This is a genomic window from Mycobacterium sp. E802 (assembly GCF_001666875.1).
GTDB lineage: Bacteria > Actinomycetota > Actinomycetes > Mycobacteriales > Mycobacteriaceae > Mycobacterium.
The window spans coordinates 1-16,647 of sequence record NZ_LZJD01000067.1; the positions used below are offsets into that span (position 1 = coordinate 1).

General features: G+C 68.3%; 17 protein-coding genes. 5 read left to right on the forward strand and 12 right to left on the reverse strand.

Annotated features, from left to right (window positions below):
* Window positions 1-116 precede the first annotated feature (116 nt).
* A complete protein-coding gene (locus A5699_RS09930; RefSeq protein WP_369806682.1) occupies window positions 117-923 on the forward strand; it encodes an APA family fibronectin-binding glycoprotein in 807 nt (268 codons plus the stop codon).
* Window positions 924-955: 32 nt separating this feature from the next.
* Here A5699_RS09930 and A5699_RS09935 read toward each other — a convergent pair whose 3' ends face one another.
* Window positions 956-1,213 (reverse strand): hypothetical protein, encoded by a 258-nt coding sequence (locus A5699_RS09935; protein ID WP_067768700.1) that lies wholly within the window; start codon window positions 1,211-1,213, stop codon window positions 956-958.
* 351 nt (window positions 1,214-1,564) lie between these two features.
* Here A5699_RS09935 and A5699_RS09940 point away from each other — a divergent pair, with 351 nt between their 5' ends.
* Together A5699_RS09940 and A5699_RS09945 are read left to right on the forward strand one after the other, a co-directional pair.
* Window positions 1,565-1,867 carry a GlsB/YeaQ/YmgE family stress response membrane protein gene (locus A5699_RS09940; RefSeq protein WP_067768702.1) on the forward strand — a complete coding sequence of 101 codons (303 nt, stop codon included), beginning with the start codon at window positions 1,565-1,567 and terminating at the stop codon, window positions 1,865-1,867.
* 11 nt (window positions 1,868-1,878) lie between these two features.
* Window positions 1,879-2,892, forward strand: coding sequence for a zinc-binding alcohol dehydrogenase family protein (locus A5699_RS09945; protein ID WP_157561184.1), 1,014 nt, complete (start codon window positions 1,879-1,881; stop codon window positions 2,890-2,892).
* Between the two features lies 1 nt (window position 2,893).
* Here the strand turns inward: A5699_RS09945 and A5699_RS09950 are convergent, their stop codons facing one another.
* On the reverse strand, window positions 2,894-3,367 hold the full coding sequence (locus A5699_RS09950; RefSeq protein ID WP_082957648.1) for a hypothetical protein: 474 nt from the start codon (window positions 3,365-3,367) through the stop codon (window positions 2,894-2,896).
* 118 nt (window positions 3,368-3,485) lie between these two features.
* On the opposite strand from A5699_RS09950, the gene A5699_RS09955 reads away from it, so the two are divergent.
* Window positions 3,486-4,070: a CGNR zinc finger domain-containing protein gene (locus A5699_RS09955; protein WP_067768704.1), complete on the forward strand. Its 585-nt coding sequence runs from the start codon at window positions 3,486-3,488 to the stop codon at window positions 4,068-4,070.
* On the opposite strand, the gene A5699_RS09960 is transcribed toward A5699_RS09955, so the two are convergent.
* Complete coding sequence (locus A5699_RS09960) at window positions 4,067-4,831, reverse strand: CPBP family intramembrane glutamic endopeptidase (RefSeq protein ID WP_067768706.1); 765 nt, start codon at window positions 4,829-4,831, stop codon at window positions 4,067-4,069. The two genes, A5699_RS09955 and A5699_RS09960, sit on opposite strands and share 4 nt — an antisense overlap.
* A 38-nt stretch (window positions 4,832-4,869) precedes the next feature.
* Window positions 4,870-7,239, reverse strand: coding sequence for a phosphoketolase (locus A5699_RS09965; RefSeq protein WP_067768708.1), 2,370 nt, complete (start codon window positions 7,237-7,239; stop codon window positions 4,870-4,872).
* Between the two features lie 88 nt (window positions 7,240-7,327).
* On the opposite strand from A5699_RS09965, the gene A5699_RS09970 reads away from it, so the two are divergent.
* On the forward strand, window positions 7,328-8,815 hold the full coding sequence (locus tag A5699_RS09970; RefSeq protein ID WP_067768710.1) for an acetyl-CoA acetyltransferase: 1,488 nt from the start codon (window positions 7,328-7,330) through the stop codon (window positions 8,813-8,815).
* Here the strand turns inward: A5699_RS09970 and A5699_RS09975 are convergent.
* The 8 genes from A5699_RS09975 to A5699_RS10010 all read right to left on the reverse strand — a co-directional run bounded on the left by A5699_RS09975 (window position 8,812) and on the right by A5699_RS10010 (window position 16,636).
* Window positions 8,812-11,940, reverse strand: coding sequence for a helicase HerA domain-containing protein (locus tag A5699_RS09975; RefSeq protein WP_067768712.1), 3,129 nt, complete (start codon window positions 11,938-11,940; stop codon window positions 8,812-8,814). The genes A5699_RS09970 and A5699_RS09975 overlap by 4 nt on opposite strands.
* Window positions 11,940-12,590, reverse strand: a complete 651-nt coding sequence (locus A5699_RS09980) for a hypothetical protein (RefSeq protein ID WP_067768714.1) — start codon at window positions 12,588-12,590, stop codon at window positions 11,940-11,942. The genes A5699_RS09975 and A5699_RS09980 overlap by 1 nt, the downstream gene beginning before the upstream one ends.
* A 116-nt stretch (window positions 12,591-12,706) precedes the next feature.
* Window positions 12,707-13,933 (reverse strand): NAD(P)/FAD-dependent oxidoreductase, encoded by a 1,227-nt coding sequence (locus tag A5699_RS09985; protein WP_067768716.1) that lies wholly within the window; start codon window positions 13,931-13,933, stop codon window positions 12,707-12,709.
* On the reverse strand, window positions 13,930-14,679 hold the full coding sequence (locus tag A5699_RS09990) for a DUF72 domain-containing protein (RefSeq protein WP_067768718.1): 750 nt from the start codon (window positions 14,677-14,679) through the stop codon (window positions 13,930-13,932). Before A5699_RS09990 ends, A5699_RS09985 begins: the two co-directional genes overlap by 4 nt.
* Window positions 14,680-14,688: 9 nt before the next feature.
* Window positions 14,689-15,264 carry a hypothetical protein gene (locus A5699_RS09995; RefSeq protein ID WP_067768720.1) on the reverse strand — a complete coding sequence of 192 codons (576 nt, stop codon included), beginning with the start codon at window positions 15,262-15,264 and terminating at the stop codon, window positions 14,689-14,691.
* A 22-nt stretch (window positions 15,265-15,286) separates the two neighbouring features.
* Complete coding sequence (locus tag A5699_RS10000; RefSeq protein ID WP_067768722.1) at window positions 15,287-15,538, reverse strand: hypothetical protein; 252 nt, start codon at window positions 15,536-15,538, stop codon at window positions 15,287-15,289.
* Window positions 15,538-16,398, reverse strand: coding sequence for an oxygenase MpaB family protein (locus A5699_RS10005; protein WP_067768724.1), 861 nt, complete (start codon window positions 16,396-16,398; stop codon window positions 15,538-15,540). Before A5699_RS10005 ends, A5699_RS10000 begins: the two co-directional genes overlap by 1 nt.
* Before the next feature lie 13 nt (window positions 16,399-16,411).
* Complete coding sequence (locus A5699_RS10010) at window positions 16,412-16,636, reverse strand: hypothetical protein (protein WP_067768726.1); 225 nt, start codon at window positions 16,634-16,636, stop codon at window positions 16,412-16,414.
* Between the last annotated feature and the right edge of the window lie 11 nt (window positions 16,637-16,647).

The window sequence follows — 16,647 nt, forward strand, 5'->3', positions numbered from 1 at the left end:
CCCAAGAGGGGGGGGGCCGCCCCGCCGGCGTTACGCGCGCCGTGCGGGGTGGGTCCGACTCATCTGTTGAAGGCCCGTCGGGGCGGGTGCACCTGGCGCAGGAGCCGGCGCGGGGGCTGGAGCCGGTGCGGGCGCAGGTGCGCCTGGAGCAGGTGCCGGCGCGGGCCCCCGCGCCAGGTGCTCCGGTACCACCTCCGCCGCCCGCCGACCCCAATGCTCCGGCGCCGGCCCCTGCGGACCCGAACGCGCCTGCTCCGGCGCCTCCCGCCCCCGAGCCGGGCCGGGTGGACAACGCCGCGGGTGGATTCAGCTATGTCGTGCCCGGCGGCTGGAAGGTGTCCGACGCGACCCAACTGTCCTATGGACAGGCGCTGCTGACCAAGATTCCGCCGGAAGGCACACCCGAGCCGCCGAATGACACCAGCGTGCTGCTGGGGCGCCTCGACCTCAAGCTGTTCGCGGGCGCCGAGGCAGACAATGCCAAGGCTGCGGTCCGGTTGGCCTCCGACATGGGCGAGTTCTTCATGCCGTTCCCCGGAACCCGGGTGAATCAGGAGACGGTGCCGCTGGACGCCAACGGCCTCACGGGTGTGGCGTCGTACTACGAGGTGAAGTTCACCGACGCCAACAAGCCCAACGGTCAGATCTGGGCCGGTGTGGTCGGTGCGCCGCCGCCTCCGGGCACCCCGCGCGGACAGCGGGCCCCGGAACGCTGGTTCGTGGTGTGGCTCGGGTCGGCCAACCATCCGGTGGACAAGGCCGCAGCCGTGGCGCTGGCCAACTCGATCCGCCCGTGGACTCCGCCGCCGGCGGCCCAGCCCGATCCCAATGCGCCGCCACCACCGGCTGATCCGGCCCACCCGGGTGTCGGGGTGCCGGTGCCGGTCACCAACGCCCCGCCGGAGATGATGCCGCCAGCCTGATCACGGCCCGGCTGCCGTACGTCGCACCTCGATCAGGGGCCGACGTACGGCACATTTCCTTCGAGGTTGTTGACGTTCATCAGATAGCAGTTCGTGCCACCGAAGCCCATGGCCCCGGCGGTCACGCAGCGCTGAAAGCTTCCGTCCTGTCCGATCGGGCCGTCACACGTGGTCCCGCCGCCCCACGGCGTCCAACCACCCTGGCAGCCGGCGTCGGCCGGGGCGGCGTCGGCCAGTGCGATGCCGCCGGCGGCCAGCGCACACGCGGTCAAGCCGATAAATGTCCTCATGATTCTTCCTCCGTCCCCATCGCCGGGCCGATGTTTGCCGGCACCGCGCGGTGCGGTGGAAGTGATCGGTGGGGCCGGGGAGAGCGTGCTGGTGGACGTTCTGGGTCGGGGCCGGTCTGCCTTCACAGCGCGTTGCCAGATGAAGACAACGGTAATCACGTCCGCGGGCGGCGACAATGTGATCTGCGTTTGCCCGTTCGCGTCTTCGCCGTCGATGTCCGGCTGTGCCGGGCGGCGGTCGAGCCTGATCGTTCCCAATTGACCAGCTGAATTGTTACGTTCTGCGGGTACACCTTGGGTGTGGCTCAGCGAGCCCGCTGGGCATAGCCAGTGACAGGCAGGAGATCTGCAATGGACGTAATGGCGGCTACCGAAATCCTGGCTCGTTCCTCCACGCTGACGAGTGTCGGCTGGATCGGTTACATCATCATCGGCGCGATCGCCGGGTGGATCGCGGGCAAGATCGTCAAAGGTGGTGGCGCCGGCATCCTGATGAACATCGTCATCGGTGTGATCGGTGCGCTCATCGGCGGATTCCTGCTCAGCTTCTTCCTCGACACGGCCGGCGGTGGCTGGTGGTTCACGCTGTTCACCGCGATCCTCGGTTCGGTGATCCTGTTGTGGATCGTCGGGATGGTGCGCCGGGACAGCTGACCGGTACCGCGATGCCCACCCGGGCGATGACCGCCTGGCAGGTGGTCGATCCCGGACCGATGGGCTCGCGACCGCTGCACCGGGTCAGCGTGGGAATCTCGCAGCCCGGAGCCGGGGAGCTGCTCGTCAAGGTACGGGCCTGCGGGGTGTGCCGCACCGACCTGCACGTGGCCGAAGGGGATCTGCCGGTACACCGGCCGCACGTCATCCCCGGGCACGAGGTCGTCGGTGAGGTGGTCGCAGTCGGCGCGGATACCGTCGGCTTCAGCTGCGGCGACCGCGTGGGCGTCGCCTGGCTGCGCCATACCTGCGGACAGTGCAGGCACTGTCTGCGCGGACGGGAGAATCTGTGTCCGTCGTCGCGCTACACCGGGTGGGATGCCGACGGCGGGTATGCCGAATTCACCACCGTGCCCAGTGCATTCGCGCTCCGGTTGCCGGTCGGGTACTCAGACGTCGAGCTCGCGCCGTTGTTGTGCGCGGGAATCATCGGCTATCGGGCGCTGTGGCGTACCGATCTGCCGGCCGGCGGCCGCCTGGGTCTCTACGGTTTCGGGGGTAGCGCGCACCTGACGGCACAGGTGGCGCTGGCGCGCGGTGCCCGCGTGCACGTGATGACCCGCGGTGAGCGGGCCCGCGAACTCGCGCTGACGTTGGGTGCGTCGTCGGTGCAGGGGAGTGCCGACCTGCCGCCCGAACCCTTGGATGCGGCAATCCTGTTCGCCCCGGTGGGTGATCTGGTGTTGCCCGCGCTGGCGGCCCTGGACCGCGGCGGTGTGCTGGCGATCGCGGGCATTCATCTGAGCGACATCCCGGCCCTGAACTACCGGCGACATCTGTTCGAAGAACGCGAGATTCGCTCGGTCACCGCCAACACAAGGGCCGATGCCCGCGATTTCCTGGCGTTCGCGGGCGAACACCGGTTGGCGGTCAGCGGACCGGTCTATCCGCTGGACCGTGCCGACGAGGCGCTGCTCGATCTCAGTGCCGGGCGCATCGCCGGTGCGGCGGTGCTGCGGCTATAACTCAGAGCGCGGCCAGCGCAGCACCCAACCTGCCGGCCAGATCGCCATGGCCGAAGGCGTACATCGGTCCGAGCCCGTCATGGATCAGCCGGGACAAGCGCGCCATCTCGCGGGCCTCCACCGCCGACGGTGAATGCAGACGCAAGGTGATCGTCTCGATGATCGGCTGAGCTGCAGCGATATTCTTGCGGTGCAACGGGATTCGCGACGACAAGAAGATGCTGTCGCTCGTGGCCTCGCGCACGCAACGACGCAATACCCGGGCCATCGCCTCCCGCTCCGAGGCTGACGTCAGACGGGCGGCGCGGAGCGCGATGGCACTTCCCGGTGGCGTCGGCGCACCGACGGCCAGCAGGGCGTCGAGTCGTGGCGCGCGCACGCGGGCGGTGAGGCGGGCCCGCAGGGTCGGGCGGCAGTGTTCCGGTGACAAACCGGCCGTGCGCCTCGGCGGGGCGGAAATTCGATTGTCGTTCACGGCGATCCCTCGTAGCTTCCGTGGTGTCGGGCCGTCAATGCGTGACTATCTAAAAACCTACGCTGGTCATGAATGACTAGTCAAACCATTTAAGCGGTCACGGCGGTACGGTGGAAAGGTGACGAGAACCTGGCTCGGTGATGCCGAGACCAAACCCGCGCCCGAGCCGCTGGCCCGGATCCAGGCCTTGGTCAACACCCTCGAATTACCGTCAGGCGCCGATCGGCTCGCCGACCCGAGTGCCGCTGTGCCGTGGCTGAGGGCCCACGGCTGGCTCGCAGATGGTGATCGGCCCACGCCGGGCCAGCTGGAACAGGTGCGCCGGGTCCGTGAAGCGTTGCGCGCCCTGCTGGTCCACAACACCGGTGGGCCACCGCCGCAACCTGAACACCATGCCGAACTACGAGCGCTGACGGAGGCGGCCACCGCGAGGGTCAAACTGGCATCCGACGGGCAGATCGAGTTGTCAGCCGCCGGCGACAGCGTCAGGGAACGGCTGCTCGAGCTGCTGCTGGTGATGCGCGATGCGCAGCGCGACGGCACCTGGACCCGGCTGAAAGCGTGTGCGAACGCCGACTGTAGGTGGGCGTTCTACGACCGCTCGCGCAACCATGGCGGCACGTGGTGCGTGATGTCCGAGTGCGGCAACAAATTGAAGAACCGTGAGTTCCGGGCGCGAAACCGGGCGCGCGCCGGAGGTTAAGTCGACAGGTGCCATACCAGGGCGGCGGCCAGTGCGCCCACCCCGTTGAGCGACCAGTGCAGCGCGATCGGTGCGATCAGGCTGCCGCTGCGTCGGCGCAGCCAGGTGAAGATGAAGCCGGCGGCACCAGTGGCCACGACCGCCAACACCACCCCGGCGACCATGCCGAACACACCCCCGCCGAACAGCCGCGTGAAGCCGACGTTCTCGCTCGTCAGCCCCAGCGAGCTGGCGATGTGCCAGAGGCCGAACAGCAGTGAGCCCCCGGCTGCGACGCCGCGGAAACCCCAGGCGCGGTTCAGCGCTCCGTGCAGCACCCCGCGAAACGCCAACTCCTCGGGGATGACGGTCTGCAACGGGATGATGACCATCGAGGCCAGCAGCGCACCCGAGATGGTGGCGTAGTTGTCGTTCATGAACATCGGCCGCGTCCAGGGCAGCATCGTCCCGACGGCGATCACCGAGACCACCAGCGCCACCGCCGCCAGCGCGTACCCGACACCGGCGCGCCAGTGTTCCCGGCCCAATCCCAGCTCGGCCCAGCCCAGGCCGCGGGCCCGGACCAGAATCAGCAGACCGATTGCGGCGGCCGGGACGGTGGCGACACTGGCCCACGGGGTGGTGAAGTGCGCGATGAGGTTGGTCAACGTCAGGATGACGACGACGATGCCGATGTCGGCGTAGATCCGGAAATGATGCAGCGCAGAAAGCTGAGCCATCACCGGGTGGGGGGCCGCAGCCGTGGCGCTCGAATCAGACATAACTCGCTAATCGTACCGGCGCGGCGCAATTAGCCAGGTCACAACGTGGTCCAGGTCCAATTGGCGATGGCGGGGTCATCCTCACCGTGTTCGCGGGTGTAGCTGCGGGCGGCCAGGCGGGCATCGACCATCTCCTGGCGCAACCCGGCGGCGTGGGCGCCGAGCCTGTCCACCCGGTCGATGACGTCCATGACCAGATGGAAGCGGTCCAGGTCGTTGAGCATCACCATGTCGAAGGGTGTTGTCGTGGTGCCGCGCTCCTTGAACCCGCGCACGTGGAGCTGGTCGTGGTTGGTGTGCCGATAGGTCAGCCGGTGGATCAGCCACGGGTAGCCGTGATAGGCGAAGATGATCGGCTTGTCGGTGGTGAAGATCGAGTCGAACTCGCGCTCGGGCAACCCGTGCGGATGTTCGGACTCCGGCTGCAGGCGCATGATGTCGACCACGTTGACGACCCGCACCAACACGTCGGGCAGCTTGCGGCGCAGGATGTCCGCGGCAGCCAGCGTTTCGAGTGTGGGAATGTCGCCGGCGCACGCCAGCACCACATCCGGTTCGCCCGTGGTGTTGCTCGCCCACTCCCAGATGCCGAGTCCGCGCGTGCAGTGGGCAACGGCCTCGTCCATCGTCAAATAGGTGAGCGCAGGTTGCTTTCCGGCGACGACGACGTTGACGTACTGCCTGCTGCGCAGGCAGTGGTCGGCCACCGAAAGCAGAGTGTTGGCGTCCGGCGGCAGGTACACCCGGACCACCTCGGGACGTTTGTTGGCGACGTGGTCGATGAAGCCCGGGTCCTGGTGGGATGCGCCGTTGTGGTCTTGACGCCACACATGCGAGGTCAACAGATAGTTCAGTGACGCGATCGGCCTCCGCCAGGACAGGTGCGCGCTGCTGGACAACCATTTGGCGTGCTGGTTGAGCATCGAATCGACGATGTGGACGAACGCCTCGTAGCAGTTGAACAACCCGTGGCGACCGGTCAGCAGGTAGCCCTCCAGCCAGCCCTGGCAGAGGTGCTCGGACAGCACTTCCATCACCCGGCCTTCGGGCGAGAGGTTCTCGTCGACCGGCAGCGTCTCGGCCTGCCAAATCTTGTCGGTCTTCTCGAACACCGCCGAGAGCCGATTCGACGCCGTCTCGTCCGGACCCATCAGCCGGAAGCGGTCGGGGTTGCGGGCGATGACATCGCGCAGGAACGTGCCGAGCACCTTCGTCGCCTCTGCGGTTTCGGCCGCCGGTCGCTGCACGGTGACCGCATAGTCGGTGAAGTCCGGGAGGTCGAGGTCGCGCAGCAGCAACCCGCCGTTGGCGTGCGGATTGGCACTCATCCGCCGAGTCCCGCTCGGGGCCAGCGCGCGCAGATCCGGCCGCAGCGCACCCTCGGCGTCGAAGAGTTCCTCGGGCCGGTAGCTGCGCAGCCATGCCTCGAGTTGAACCATGTGCGCGGGGTTGGTCCTGGTCTCTGACAGCGGCACCTGATGGGACCGCCAGGTGCCTTCGACCATTTTGCCGTCCACCTCGTGCGGGCCGGTCCAGCCCTTCGGGGTGCGCATGATGATCATCGGCCACAGCGGACGGCCCGGCTCGCCGTCGAGGCGGGCCGCGCGCTGGATCGCGGCGATCTGGTCGAACGCCTCGTCCATGGCCGCCGCCAGCTGCTGGTGCACGTTGGCCGGGTCGTCGCCGGCCACGGTGATGGGCCGGTAGCCGTAGCCGTAGAACAGCGATTCGAGCTCTTCTTGCGGAATCCGGGACAGCACTGTCGGATTGGCGATCTTGTAGCCGTTGAGGTGCAGGATCGGCAGGACCGCGCCGTCGACCACGGGGTTGAGGAACTTGTTGGAATGCCAGCTGGCGGCCAGCGGGCCGGTCTCGGCCTCGCCGTCACCGACCACACACGCGACCACCAGGTCCGGATTGTCGAACGCTGCACCGTAGGCATGCACCAGGGCATAGCCCAGCTCGCCGCCCTCGTGGATCGATCCGGGTGTCTCGGCTGCCACATGACTGGGGATGCCACCAGGAAAAGAGAACTGCCGGAACAGTTTTCGCAAACCATCGGTGTCCTGCCCGATGCCGGTGTAGATCTCGCTGTACGTCCCTTCCAGGTAGGCGTTGGCTACCAGACCCGGACCGCCGTGACCCGGTCCGGTGATGTAGATGACGTTGGCGTCGCGCTCGCGGATGATCCGGTTCAGATGCGCGTACAGCAGGTTCAGCCCGGGCGTGGTGCCCCAGTGCCCCAACAGCCGCGGCTTGATGTGGTCGGCCACCAGGGGCTGTTGAAGGAGCGGATTGTCCAGCAGATAGATCTGTCCGACCGACAGATAGTTCGCCGCTCGCCAGTATTCATCGAGCTTTTCGAGTTCCGTGTCGGTCAAGGCCGGTGAGAGGGTCGCGTCGCTCATGTCTCCATGGTGGTCGGTTCGGGTGAATGGCGCTCGGAAGCCGGGTACCCGAATCGGGACCGGTCAACCAACGGCTAGGTTCGTGGGCATGCCGGTGCCCAGAAGCCTCGACCCGCGAACCCCCGTCCTCGTCGGCTACGGCCAGGTCAACCAGCACCAGGATGATCCGGCGGTCGAACCCGTCGACCTCATGGTGGCGGCGGCCCGGACCGCCGCCGACCCGCGGGTTCTGGAAGCCGTCGACTCGGTGCGGATCGTCAATCTGCTGTCCTGGCATTACCGGGACCCAGGTTTGCTGCTGGCGCAACGGATCCGGGCCGACAAGGCGGTGACCCGCTACACCGGGGTGGGCGGCAACGTGCCACAGACGCTGGTGAACGAGGCGTGCCGGGACCTGTTGGGCGACCGGGCCGAGGTGGTGCTGATCGCCGGCGCCGAAACCTGGCGCACCCGCAGCCGGCTGCGCGCCGCCGGGGCCAAACCCGACTGGACCCGTCAGGACGAATCGGTGCCCGAAGCGCCGGGCGCGCACGAGGGCGTGCCGATGGCGGGCGAGGCCGAGCTGCGCATCGGCCTGGACCGCCCGGCATATGTGTATCCGATGTTCGAACAGGCGCTGCGGATCGCGGCGGGGGAGACCAGCGATGCCCATCGTCGCCGGATCGGTGCGCTGTGGTCGCGGTTCAGCGCGGTGGCCGCCGCCAACCCGCACGCCTGGAGCCGCGATGAACTGCCCGCCGAGCAGATCTGGCAGCCCGGCCCGGACAATCGGATGATCAGCTGGCCCTACACCAAGCTGATGAACTCCAACAACATGGTCGACCAGGGTGCGGTGTTGATCCTGACCACCGTCGGGAAGGCGACGTCGCTGCAGATTCCCAGCGACCGTTGGGTTTTCCCGTATGCCGGGACGGATTCGCACGACACCTACGCCATCGGTGAGCGGGCCGAGCTCTACCGGTCACCGGCGATCCGGATCGCCGGGCGGCGGGTTCTGGAGCTGGCCGGGGTGGCCGCCGACGACGTCGACTTCGTCGACGTGTACTCGTGTTTTCCCTCGGCGGTGCAGGTGGCCGCGGCCGAGATCGGCCTGCCGCTGGACGATCCGTCCCGGCCGCTCACGGTCACCGGCGGGTTGACCTTCGCCGGGGGTCCGTGGAACAACTATGTGTCGCACTCGATCGCCACCATGGCCGAGCGGCTGGTGTCCGCGCCGGGAACGCGGGGCCTGATCACCGCCAACGGCGGCTATCTCACCAAACACAGCTTCGGGGTGTATGGAACCGAGCCGCCGACTCACGAATTCCGTTGGCAGGATGTGCAATCCGAGGTCGATGCCGAGCCGACGCGCCAACTGCGGGTGGACTTCACCGGCACCGGGACGGTGGAGTCCTGGACCACGCCGGTCGGTCGTGACGGTGGCGCCGAGCGGGCCTTCCTGGCGGTACGTACCCCCGACGGTGGCCGCACCCTGGCCCGCATCGTCGACGAGTCGCAGGCCGCGGCCACCATGTCGCAGGACATCGCCGGGGCCGCGGTGCAGGTACACCCCGACGGCAGCGCCACGCTGCTTTAGCGGGACACCAGCTCCCGCTGTGCCAGCGTCAGCACCTCGTCGGTGGTCGGCGGGCTGGGCGGATGGTGCGACAGGCACCAGGGCGTCTGGATCTTGTGAAAGGCGTTGCCTTCCAATGCCAGATAGAACTGGCCCGACCGCAACTTGCTGATGTCGGGCACGTTGCCGCCCTTGACCCGGGCCATCTCCCTGGCCACCGCGATCTGCGCGGGGGAGTTCAGCAGGCCGTAGAACTGTGTGGTGGCGTTGCCGGGGATGTGGTTGTGCAGACCGCGGGGGGACTGCGTGGCGAACACCAGTCCCAGCCCGTACTTGCGGGCCTGCGCGGACAGCGCCAGGGTGCTGTGTGTGCACGCGGTGAGATGGCCGGACGGGGCGAAGTTCTGCGCCTCGTCCATCACCAACAGCCCGCCCAGCGGGCGGTCGCCGGCCGGGTTGCGCTTGATCCAGGCGAACAGCGCCATCTGAAGCTGGTTGACGAATCCTTCGCGCTGCTGGTCGTTGGTGAGCCCGACCATGCTGATCACCGACACCCGGGCCCGGTGGCCGGGCGATGGGGTCAACAGCGTCCCGGGATCGGCGGCGGTGCCGGCCCCGCCGAACAGCGGGTCGTTCACGGTGGCCGCACGCAGGTTCTGGGCCAGTTCCGCGGCCAGCTTGTGCGCCCCACCCAACGCGCTTACCTCGATGGGCAGATTGGCCAGCAGGTCGATGAAGCCGCCCAGGCTCACCGAAGGACCGGCGCCGTAGAACCGCAACGCCTCGCGCAGCACTGCCCGGGACCGTTCGGCCTTGGCGGTGTTGCCGGCGATCAGGGCCCGCGGTTCCAGCGCGGCGACGGCGGATTCGACGGCGTCGGAGAACTCGTCGTCGTCGTCGATCACGCTGGCGAAATCGGGAAGCGGCTGGAAGGACAACGGACGCCCCGTCGATCGGCGCGGGGTCCAGACGACCACCTCGGTGTTGTCGAAGTATTCGTCGGCACGCGCATCGTCGGCCGGGGTCCAGCCCGGGGGCGGCTCGGGCCAGGGTTCACCGAGGCGGGACAGATCGTTGTTCGGATCCAGCACGATCGACGACACGCCCCGCAGCGCGCACTCCTCGACCAGACGACGGATCAGCACGGTTTTGCCCGAGCCGGAACCGGCGAAGATCGCGGTGTGCTTGCGCAGCGCGGCCAGGTCGACCGATACGGCGCGCCCGCCGGCGCTGTCCACCCCCAGGGTGACCGCGGTGGCCGAATGCTCGATCACCGGTGGGTTGATTCGGATCGGACCGGTTTCGACCTCGGGTTCGACCTCGACGGTGATCCGGTCTGGTGGCGGATCACCCGCGATGTCACCGAGGGCGGCGCGCAGCCAGCCGATCCCGTGGGCCGGGCGGCGCCGGCGAAGCCACTCGGGCAGGTCCGGGTGGTTGTCGTCGATCAGGTCGCGCAGCGCGGTCATGGTGCGGATGTCGTCTTCGCTCATCGGCAGTACCCGGCCGCCGGCCGCCTCGAACTCAGCGATCACCACCGCGGTCTTGGCGCCCTTCGGCCACGGCGTGTTGCGCAACAGGAACAGTTGGCGCCGGTCGGGATTGAAACCGGTGGCCTCCCACGCCTTCCGGATCCGGTTCTGCACCGCGACGGCATTGCCCGAGGCGATGGCGCGAAATGCCCAGTGCCGCTCGTCGTCGGTGGTGGCGTCGAGGGTCTGGCGCAGCCGGCCGTGCAGCACCACCCGTTGGCCCGGGAGCGGATCGGGACGGAACGCCTGCCCGGCCTCACCGAGTTCGGTGATCCACGCATCGAGGGCCGCCGACAGCAGGCCGGGCATCGTGGTGTCCTCGCCGTCTGGGTCGCGCGCGGCGACGGTGACCGCCCGGCGGCGGTACTCGAGGAAGCGCCGGTCGATTTCGCCGGTGTCGCCGTGCACGGTCTCGCCCGTGGGTTCGTGGGGCCGGCTCACCTCGCCGGTGAGGTGAGCCAGTTCCTCGATCGTGTCGCGGTCCAGGCAGCGTCGGACGTGGGTGTCGGCGCGCTTGAGCAGTTGGCGCGGGGTGTACTGGGTGGCCTCGTCGAACGCTGACGGCAGGATCGGCCAACTCGGGTACGGCGCGGTGAAACCGATCGCTGCGTAGCTGGCGGTGAAACGCCGTTCCAGGATGGCGCGGCCGACTTCCGGGGTCGGCAGGCCCTGCAACATCGCGGTGGTCCGGAAGCGATCCTGGACGGTGGCGGTGGCCCGGTCCTGGATCGCCTCCCACGCCGCGGGAAGGCAGGCCACCACCCCGACGGTGCGTCGCATGGTCTGCCGGATCGCCATCAGGCCGTGGGCGATGTGTTCGAGGTCGCCGGCACCCGATGCCCCGGTGCCTGAGGCCCCGTCGGTGCGGTCGACCGACTGGGCCAGCAAGGTGTCGATCTGGTCCAGCGCCAGCACCGACGGTCCGGCCAGGGCGACGAGCCGCGAGATGTCGCGCACGGATTCCTGTGCGGTGAGTGTCGGTGCCGGCAGGCCCCAGGTTTCGTTCGCGCTGCTGCCGGTCAGGAACGCCTCGCCGATGTCCTGCAGCTCGAGGTCACCGGCGCCCAGCAGGACCAGGGCGCGCAGCGTGTGGTGTGCGCGTCGGACGGTGTGCCGGTGCACCTTGTGCAGTGCGTTGACGAAGTCGGTGAGGATCTCAGGCGTCAGGTCGTCGTCGCCGATCACTGCCCGGCGGTTGGCCCGGGAGATGTGGGCCACCGAGGACAGCTCCCACAACAGGTCTTTGAGTTGGGTCTCACGCTCACTGCCGGGGCGGCCCAGGCTTTCCAGGATGCCGGCCCGGGTGGACTGCCAGAAGCCGGCCGCGTCGAGCAGTTCGACGAGGAAGAAGTAGCCGCCGCCGGTCTGGATCTGTTCGCGTACCTGGCCGAGCAGGTGGGTCTTGCCGGAGCCGGCCGGACCGCGCACCACCACACCCAATGGGCTGGAGTCGGTTTCCCGTTCGGCATCCCCGAACGCGGCCATGACATCGGACATCGCCCGGTCGTGCAGGCCGCGGACATGCAGCGCGCCCTGTGAATGCCACAGGTCGTCGGCGGTGGGCGCCCAAGTCAGGCGAAGCGCGCTGAGCGCTTCGCGGTGTGAGAGTTCCATCAGGACTCGATCGCGATCAGGTGTTTGTCCTGGTTACCTATTTCCACTGCGGCGTCGCGATCGGCAGGGGTGAGCACCTTCTGGTTCTCCTCGGGGATCAGGCTGACGCCGGGTTGCTGGTAGAGGCTGATCAGCGCGGCGTCGACGGTGGGACGGGGCAGCTCGGGGACGGCCTGGCGCAGGCGCAGCAGGCTCACCCAGCCGCCCGGCCGGGCAGCGAGCCCGGTGTAGGCGGTTCGCAGCCGGACCTCCGGGTCGGCGGCAACCGGCTCGGGCGACTCCGGCTCGGGCGACTCCGGCTCGGCCGGGAGGAACACGTCGGCGGGTACGAGCTCGGACTGCTCGAAATAACGGTGCAACGCGCCAAGCAGGGTGTACAACGCCTTGCCCTGTCCGGTGGATCGGGGCGGCGCGTCCGCGCCGAACAGGGCCCGGCACAGGGCCCAACCGGCATCGGTCAGTTCGTGGACGAGCGGGCGGGTACCGGTGGACTCGATCAACCCCAGCCGGTTGAGCCGGTCACGGCGGGGCTTGTCGAGCTTGGGCCCCAGCCGTTCCAGCTCAGGGTTGGGCACCGGCCGAGACTCGGCCATCAGTACCAGCAGGACTGCCTGCTCGGAGCCGGTCAGCTCGTCGGGCGCGACATTCACCGGTCAAATCCCCTTCCTGCCGAGTGACTCCTGCACGTTAGCGCGTACCCCCGACCCGACGAGAATGTCGTTGCGCCGCACCGACTTCGCCCGGCCGGCGGGTGCGGGGCGCGCAGCTATCCGGCCGACAGCGGCTGTGCCGGGTCGGCGATACGTTGCGGATCGACCGCAGTGCGCGCCCGGATCATTGCCTTGACGTCGTCAAGGACGTCCCACACGTTGACGTTCATCCCGGCCAGGACACGGTTGTCGGCGTCGAGCCAGAACGCGACGAATTCCCGCCCAGCAACGTCGCCACGGAACACCACACGCTCATATTCGGGTGCATGTCCGACGTACTCCATGCCGAGGTCGTACTGATCGGTGAAGAAATAGGGCAGCTCTGAGTATTCGACGCTTCGGCCCAACATCCCCGCGGCCGCCACCGCGGGCTGTTTGAGCGCGTTGGCCCAGTGTTCGGTGCGGATCCGCACCCCGAACAGCGGATGCTGCGCGGCGGCGATGTCTCCGACGGCGAAGATGTCCGGGTCGCTGGTGCGCAGACCGGCGTCGACGACCACGCCGCCGGCACCGACGTCCAGTCCGGCCTGCTCGGCCAGCCCGATGTTCGGCGCCGCGCCCACGGCGACCAACACGGCATCGGCGGTGACGCTGGATCCGTCGCCGAGCCGCAGTCCGGTGGCGGTGCCGTCGGCGCTGGTGATCTCCTGCACCGACTGGCCCAGCCGCAGGTCGACTCCGTGCTCGCGGTGCAGCCGCGCGAACACCTCGCCCAGCTCGGGGCCCAACGCCGCCAGGAGCGGTTGAGATGCCGCCTCGACGACGGTGACGTCCACGCCGCGCTCGCGCGCGCCGGCGGTGACCTCCAGCCCGATCCATCCGGCGCCCACGACGGCCAGCGTCGCGCCCGGGGTCAACGCCGCGCTCAGTGCCACGGCCTCGTCGATCGTGCGCAGATAGTGCACCCCGGCCGCGTCCGCACCGGGAATCGGTGGACGCCGGGAGGCCGACCCGGTGGCCAGCAGCAGTTTGTCGTAGCCGACGGTGGTCCCGTCGGGCAACGCCACGGTGTGCTCGGCGGCGTTGACGGCGGTGACCTCGGTGCCCAATCTCAGGTCGACGTTGTGGTCGCGGTACCAGGCGCGGGTGTCGACGGTGAAGTCGTCGAGGGTCTTTGTGCCGGCCAGGTATTCCTTGGACAGCGGTGGGCGCTCGTACGGCAGGTGATCCTCAGCGGCGAACAACACGACGTGGCCGTCAAAGTCGTTGTCGCGCAGTGCTTCAGCGGCCTTGGCGCCGGATAGGCCGCCACCGACGATCACGAATGTGGGCGACGTCGTCATGTCGATTCAGCGTACTCGCCCGACACCAACTGCTTGAGTTTTCGAGCATTGCGTACGGCGTGACCACCCAGATCGTTGTTGAAGTACACGACGACGCGGTGACCGTCGCGGTCCCACCGCAGAATCTGTTGCGCCCACTGGGCAAGTTCGTCGTCGGAGTAGGGCTCGGCGTACATGTGGTGTTGTACGTCGCCCGGACCGTGCATACGGACATACACCAGTTCGGCGGTGGCCACCGGCCGGCACACCAGTCCCGGTCCGCTCATCACCACATAGGCGGCGTGGTGACGCTCCAACACCGCGAACACGGCGGGATCGTGCCAGGACGGGTGACGCAATTCCATCGCCACCCGGATGTGGCGGGGCAGCTGCGCCAGGAAGGCGTCGAGCAGTTCGTCGTCGCGTTCGATCGCCGGGTGCAGCTGCACCAGCAGGGCCTCGTTGTGGTCCCCGAGCAGGTGCCAGTACTGCTCGAACCGCGGCGTCCAGGGTTCCGGTGAGCGCAGCCGCCGAAAGTGGGTCAGGCCCCGGTGGGCCTTGACCGACATCGTGAAGCCGTCGGGTAGCTGATCGCGCCAGCCGGTGAACGTGGTGTCAGCGGGCCAGCGGTAGAAGCTGCCGTTGAGCTCCACGGTGTCGAACTCGCCGACGTAGAGGCCCAGCCTCGCCTTCGCGGGGGTCCCGCGTGGATAGAGCACCCCGGTCCAGTGGTCGTATGACCAACCCGAGGTGCCGATCCTGATCATCTGCCATCGCTAGGGGACGTCTGTGTAGTGCTGGGTGTAGCCCTCGGCGGAGAAGGTGAAACCTCGGCCGGTCAACTCCCGCACGCACGACACCCCGGACTGCTCCTGGACATTGCACCGAAACCCGGCCACTGCCAACACCTTGCCGAACGGCAGCACCACGGCCTCGCTTTGGGCGAAGTCCGGCTCGGTCAGGGCCGCGAAATAGGCGTCGGTGTCCTGGCCGAGGACGAGGGCGTTCGGTACGGCGGTGCCGCCGGTCGGGTCGGGCACCTCCGTGGGCGCCCCGGTCACCCCGATGGCCGACGTGCCGTTCGCCTGCTGGCAACCGGCGCGGTCTCGGGGCAGGATCGCGCAGCGCCACCGCCCGCTGGGGGTGCTGAAGTAATAGCCTTTGCGGCCGTCGACCTCGAGCGCGTAGTCGGCCGCGTTGACCAGGTGCGCGGTGCTGAACACCGGTGGCGCCGCCGTGGTGCTCACCGCCGGGGGCGGTGCGGCATCGTCGGTGTTGATGACGGTTTCCGAAGCGCAGCCGGCAAGCGCGGCGGCGCCGAAGAGTGCACAGACGACGAGGCAGGCCTTCACGAGGCAAGACCCTAGCGGGCGCTCACGCCGCGATGCAGATGTCGGCGCCGAGTAACAGGAACGGCCACAGCAAGGTCACCTGGCCGAACGCGACCAGGTCGGCGCCGGCCGGGAACTTGGTCAGCAGGCTCGTTTCGATCAGCTGTACCTGCTCGGGATGAAAGAACGTGAACACCAGGCCGATCGTGAGATAGGGCAGCGACAGCCACATCAACGTCTCCAGCACCTGCTCGACGCTGGCCTGGTAGCTCAAAATCCGGCGCAGCCGGGTCATCAGATCAGTGCCTTGTCGGCCGCCACCCGTCGGCGCACGTCGGCCAGCAACAGGTAGCTGCCGCCCTGGCGGATGAACACCGGCAGGAACCGGTTGCCGAAAGCCACGAGAAGAAAGAGCCACTCGAACAGTTGTTGCCGGCCCGGACCCCACGTGAAGCCGACGGCATCGCGGAACACTGGCGCCAAGAACCCCGCGGTGAGGAATTTCAGCAGTGGCCGGAAGGGAATTCGCAGCAGCGGGGTGATCATCCGCAGGTTCACGAGATCGTGCAAGTACTGCCGGACGACGTCGTCCATGGCGACCTGCGCGCAGGCCTGATCCCAGTAGGTGTCGAATTCCGCCCGGGTCGCCGGCCACTGCTCGGGACTGACCTGCAACGTGGTGCCCAGGGTGGCCGCCGAGTGGTAGAACTGCTCGGCCTGGACCTCGGTCATCTCGCCACGCAGCAGTTGATAGACGTCTTCCAAGCCGACGAACAGGCAGGCTGCCACCCACAGTTGTAGGTCGCGGTCAAAAGCGTTGTAGGGCACGGGACTTGACGGCCCGGACCGGACCTGGCGGTGGGCCACGTCGACGGCATCGCGGAAGGCGGCCCGGTCCCCGGGAGTGCCGAGGATGGCCACGGCCAGATAGCTGAGCGTGGTGCGCGCCCGTTTCCACGGGTGCTTGAGCAGGTTGCCGGAATCCACGGTGCTCTCCACGACCCCGTAACCGACGCCGGGCCGGGACAGTTGCATGATCACGTTGGCTGCGCCGGCCGCGAAGCCCCACAGGTCCATCGCGTCGGCGATGGTGACGTCGTGCTCGGACCACCGCGCGGTGCGCCGGGTGACCGAGATCCGGTTCTCGACAGGCATTCGCCGTTCCTCCTCAGCTCATGCACACGTTGGTGAACAGCAGCACTGGCCACGACACGATGGAGCCCAGGAAGGACACCACCGCATCGGCGCCGTGCATACCGGCCAGGTGGCTGGTATGGGTGAGCGACCAGATCAGGCCGATCAGCAGATAGGGGACGGCGAGGATGATCGCCGTACCGATCCACTCCGCGATCGTCATCTGGAACTCGAGGATCTTGCGTACTGCGGTCAACATTCGTTGGGCCC

Bases quoted from the DNA above. Each gene is read 5' to 3' on its own strand.
- A5699_RS09970 (WP_067768710.1), top strand. From the start codon at position 7,328: ATGCCGGTGCCCAGAAGCCTCGACCCGCGAACCCCCGTCCTCGTCGGC.
- A5699_RS09975 (WP_067768712.1), bottom strand. From the start codon at position 11,940: ATGGAACTCTCACACCGCGAAGCGCTCAGCGCGCTTCGCCTGACTTGG.
- A5699_RS09990 (WP_067768718.1), bottom strand. From the start codon at position 14,679: ATGATCAGGATCGGCACCTCGGGTTGGTCATACGACCACTGGACCGGG.
- A5699_RS09960 (WP_067768706.1), bottom strand. From the start codon at position 4,831: ATGTCTGATTCGAGCGCCACGGCTGCGGCCCCCCACCCGGTGATGGCT.
- A5699_RS09940 (WP_067768702.1), top strand. From the start codon at position 1,565: ATGGACGTAATGGCGGCTACCGAAATCCTGGCTCGTTCCTCCACGCTG.
- A5699_RS10000 (WP_067768722.1), bottom strand. From the start codon at position 15,538: ATGACCCGGCTGCGCCGGATTTTGAGCTACCAGGCCAGCGTCGAGCAG.
- A5699_RS10010 (WP_067768726.1), bottom strand. From the start codon at position 16,636: ATGTTGACCGCAGTACGCAAGATCCTCGAGTTCCAGATGACGATCGCG.
- A5699_RS10005 (WP_067768724.1), bottom strand. From the start codon at position 16,398: ATGCCTGTCGAGAACCGGATCTCGGTCACCCGGCGCACCGCGCGGTGG.
- A5699_RS09985 (WP_067768716.1), bottom strand. From the start codon at position 13,933: ATGACGACGTCGCCCACATTCGTGATCGTCGGTGGCGGCCTATCCGGC.
- A5699_RS09965 (WP_067768708.1), bottom strand. From the start codon at position 7,239: ATGAGCGACGCGACCCTCTCACCGGCCTTGACCGACACGGAACTCGAA.
- A5699_RS09945 (WP_157561184.1), top strand. From the start codon at position 1,879: ATGCCCACCCGGGCGATGACCGCCTGGCAGGTGGTCGATCCCGGACCG.
- A5699_RS09935 (WP_067768700.1), bottom strand. From the start codon at position 1,213: ATGAGGACATTTATCGGCTTGACCGCGTGTGCGCTGGCCGCCGGCGGC.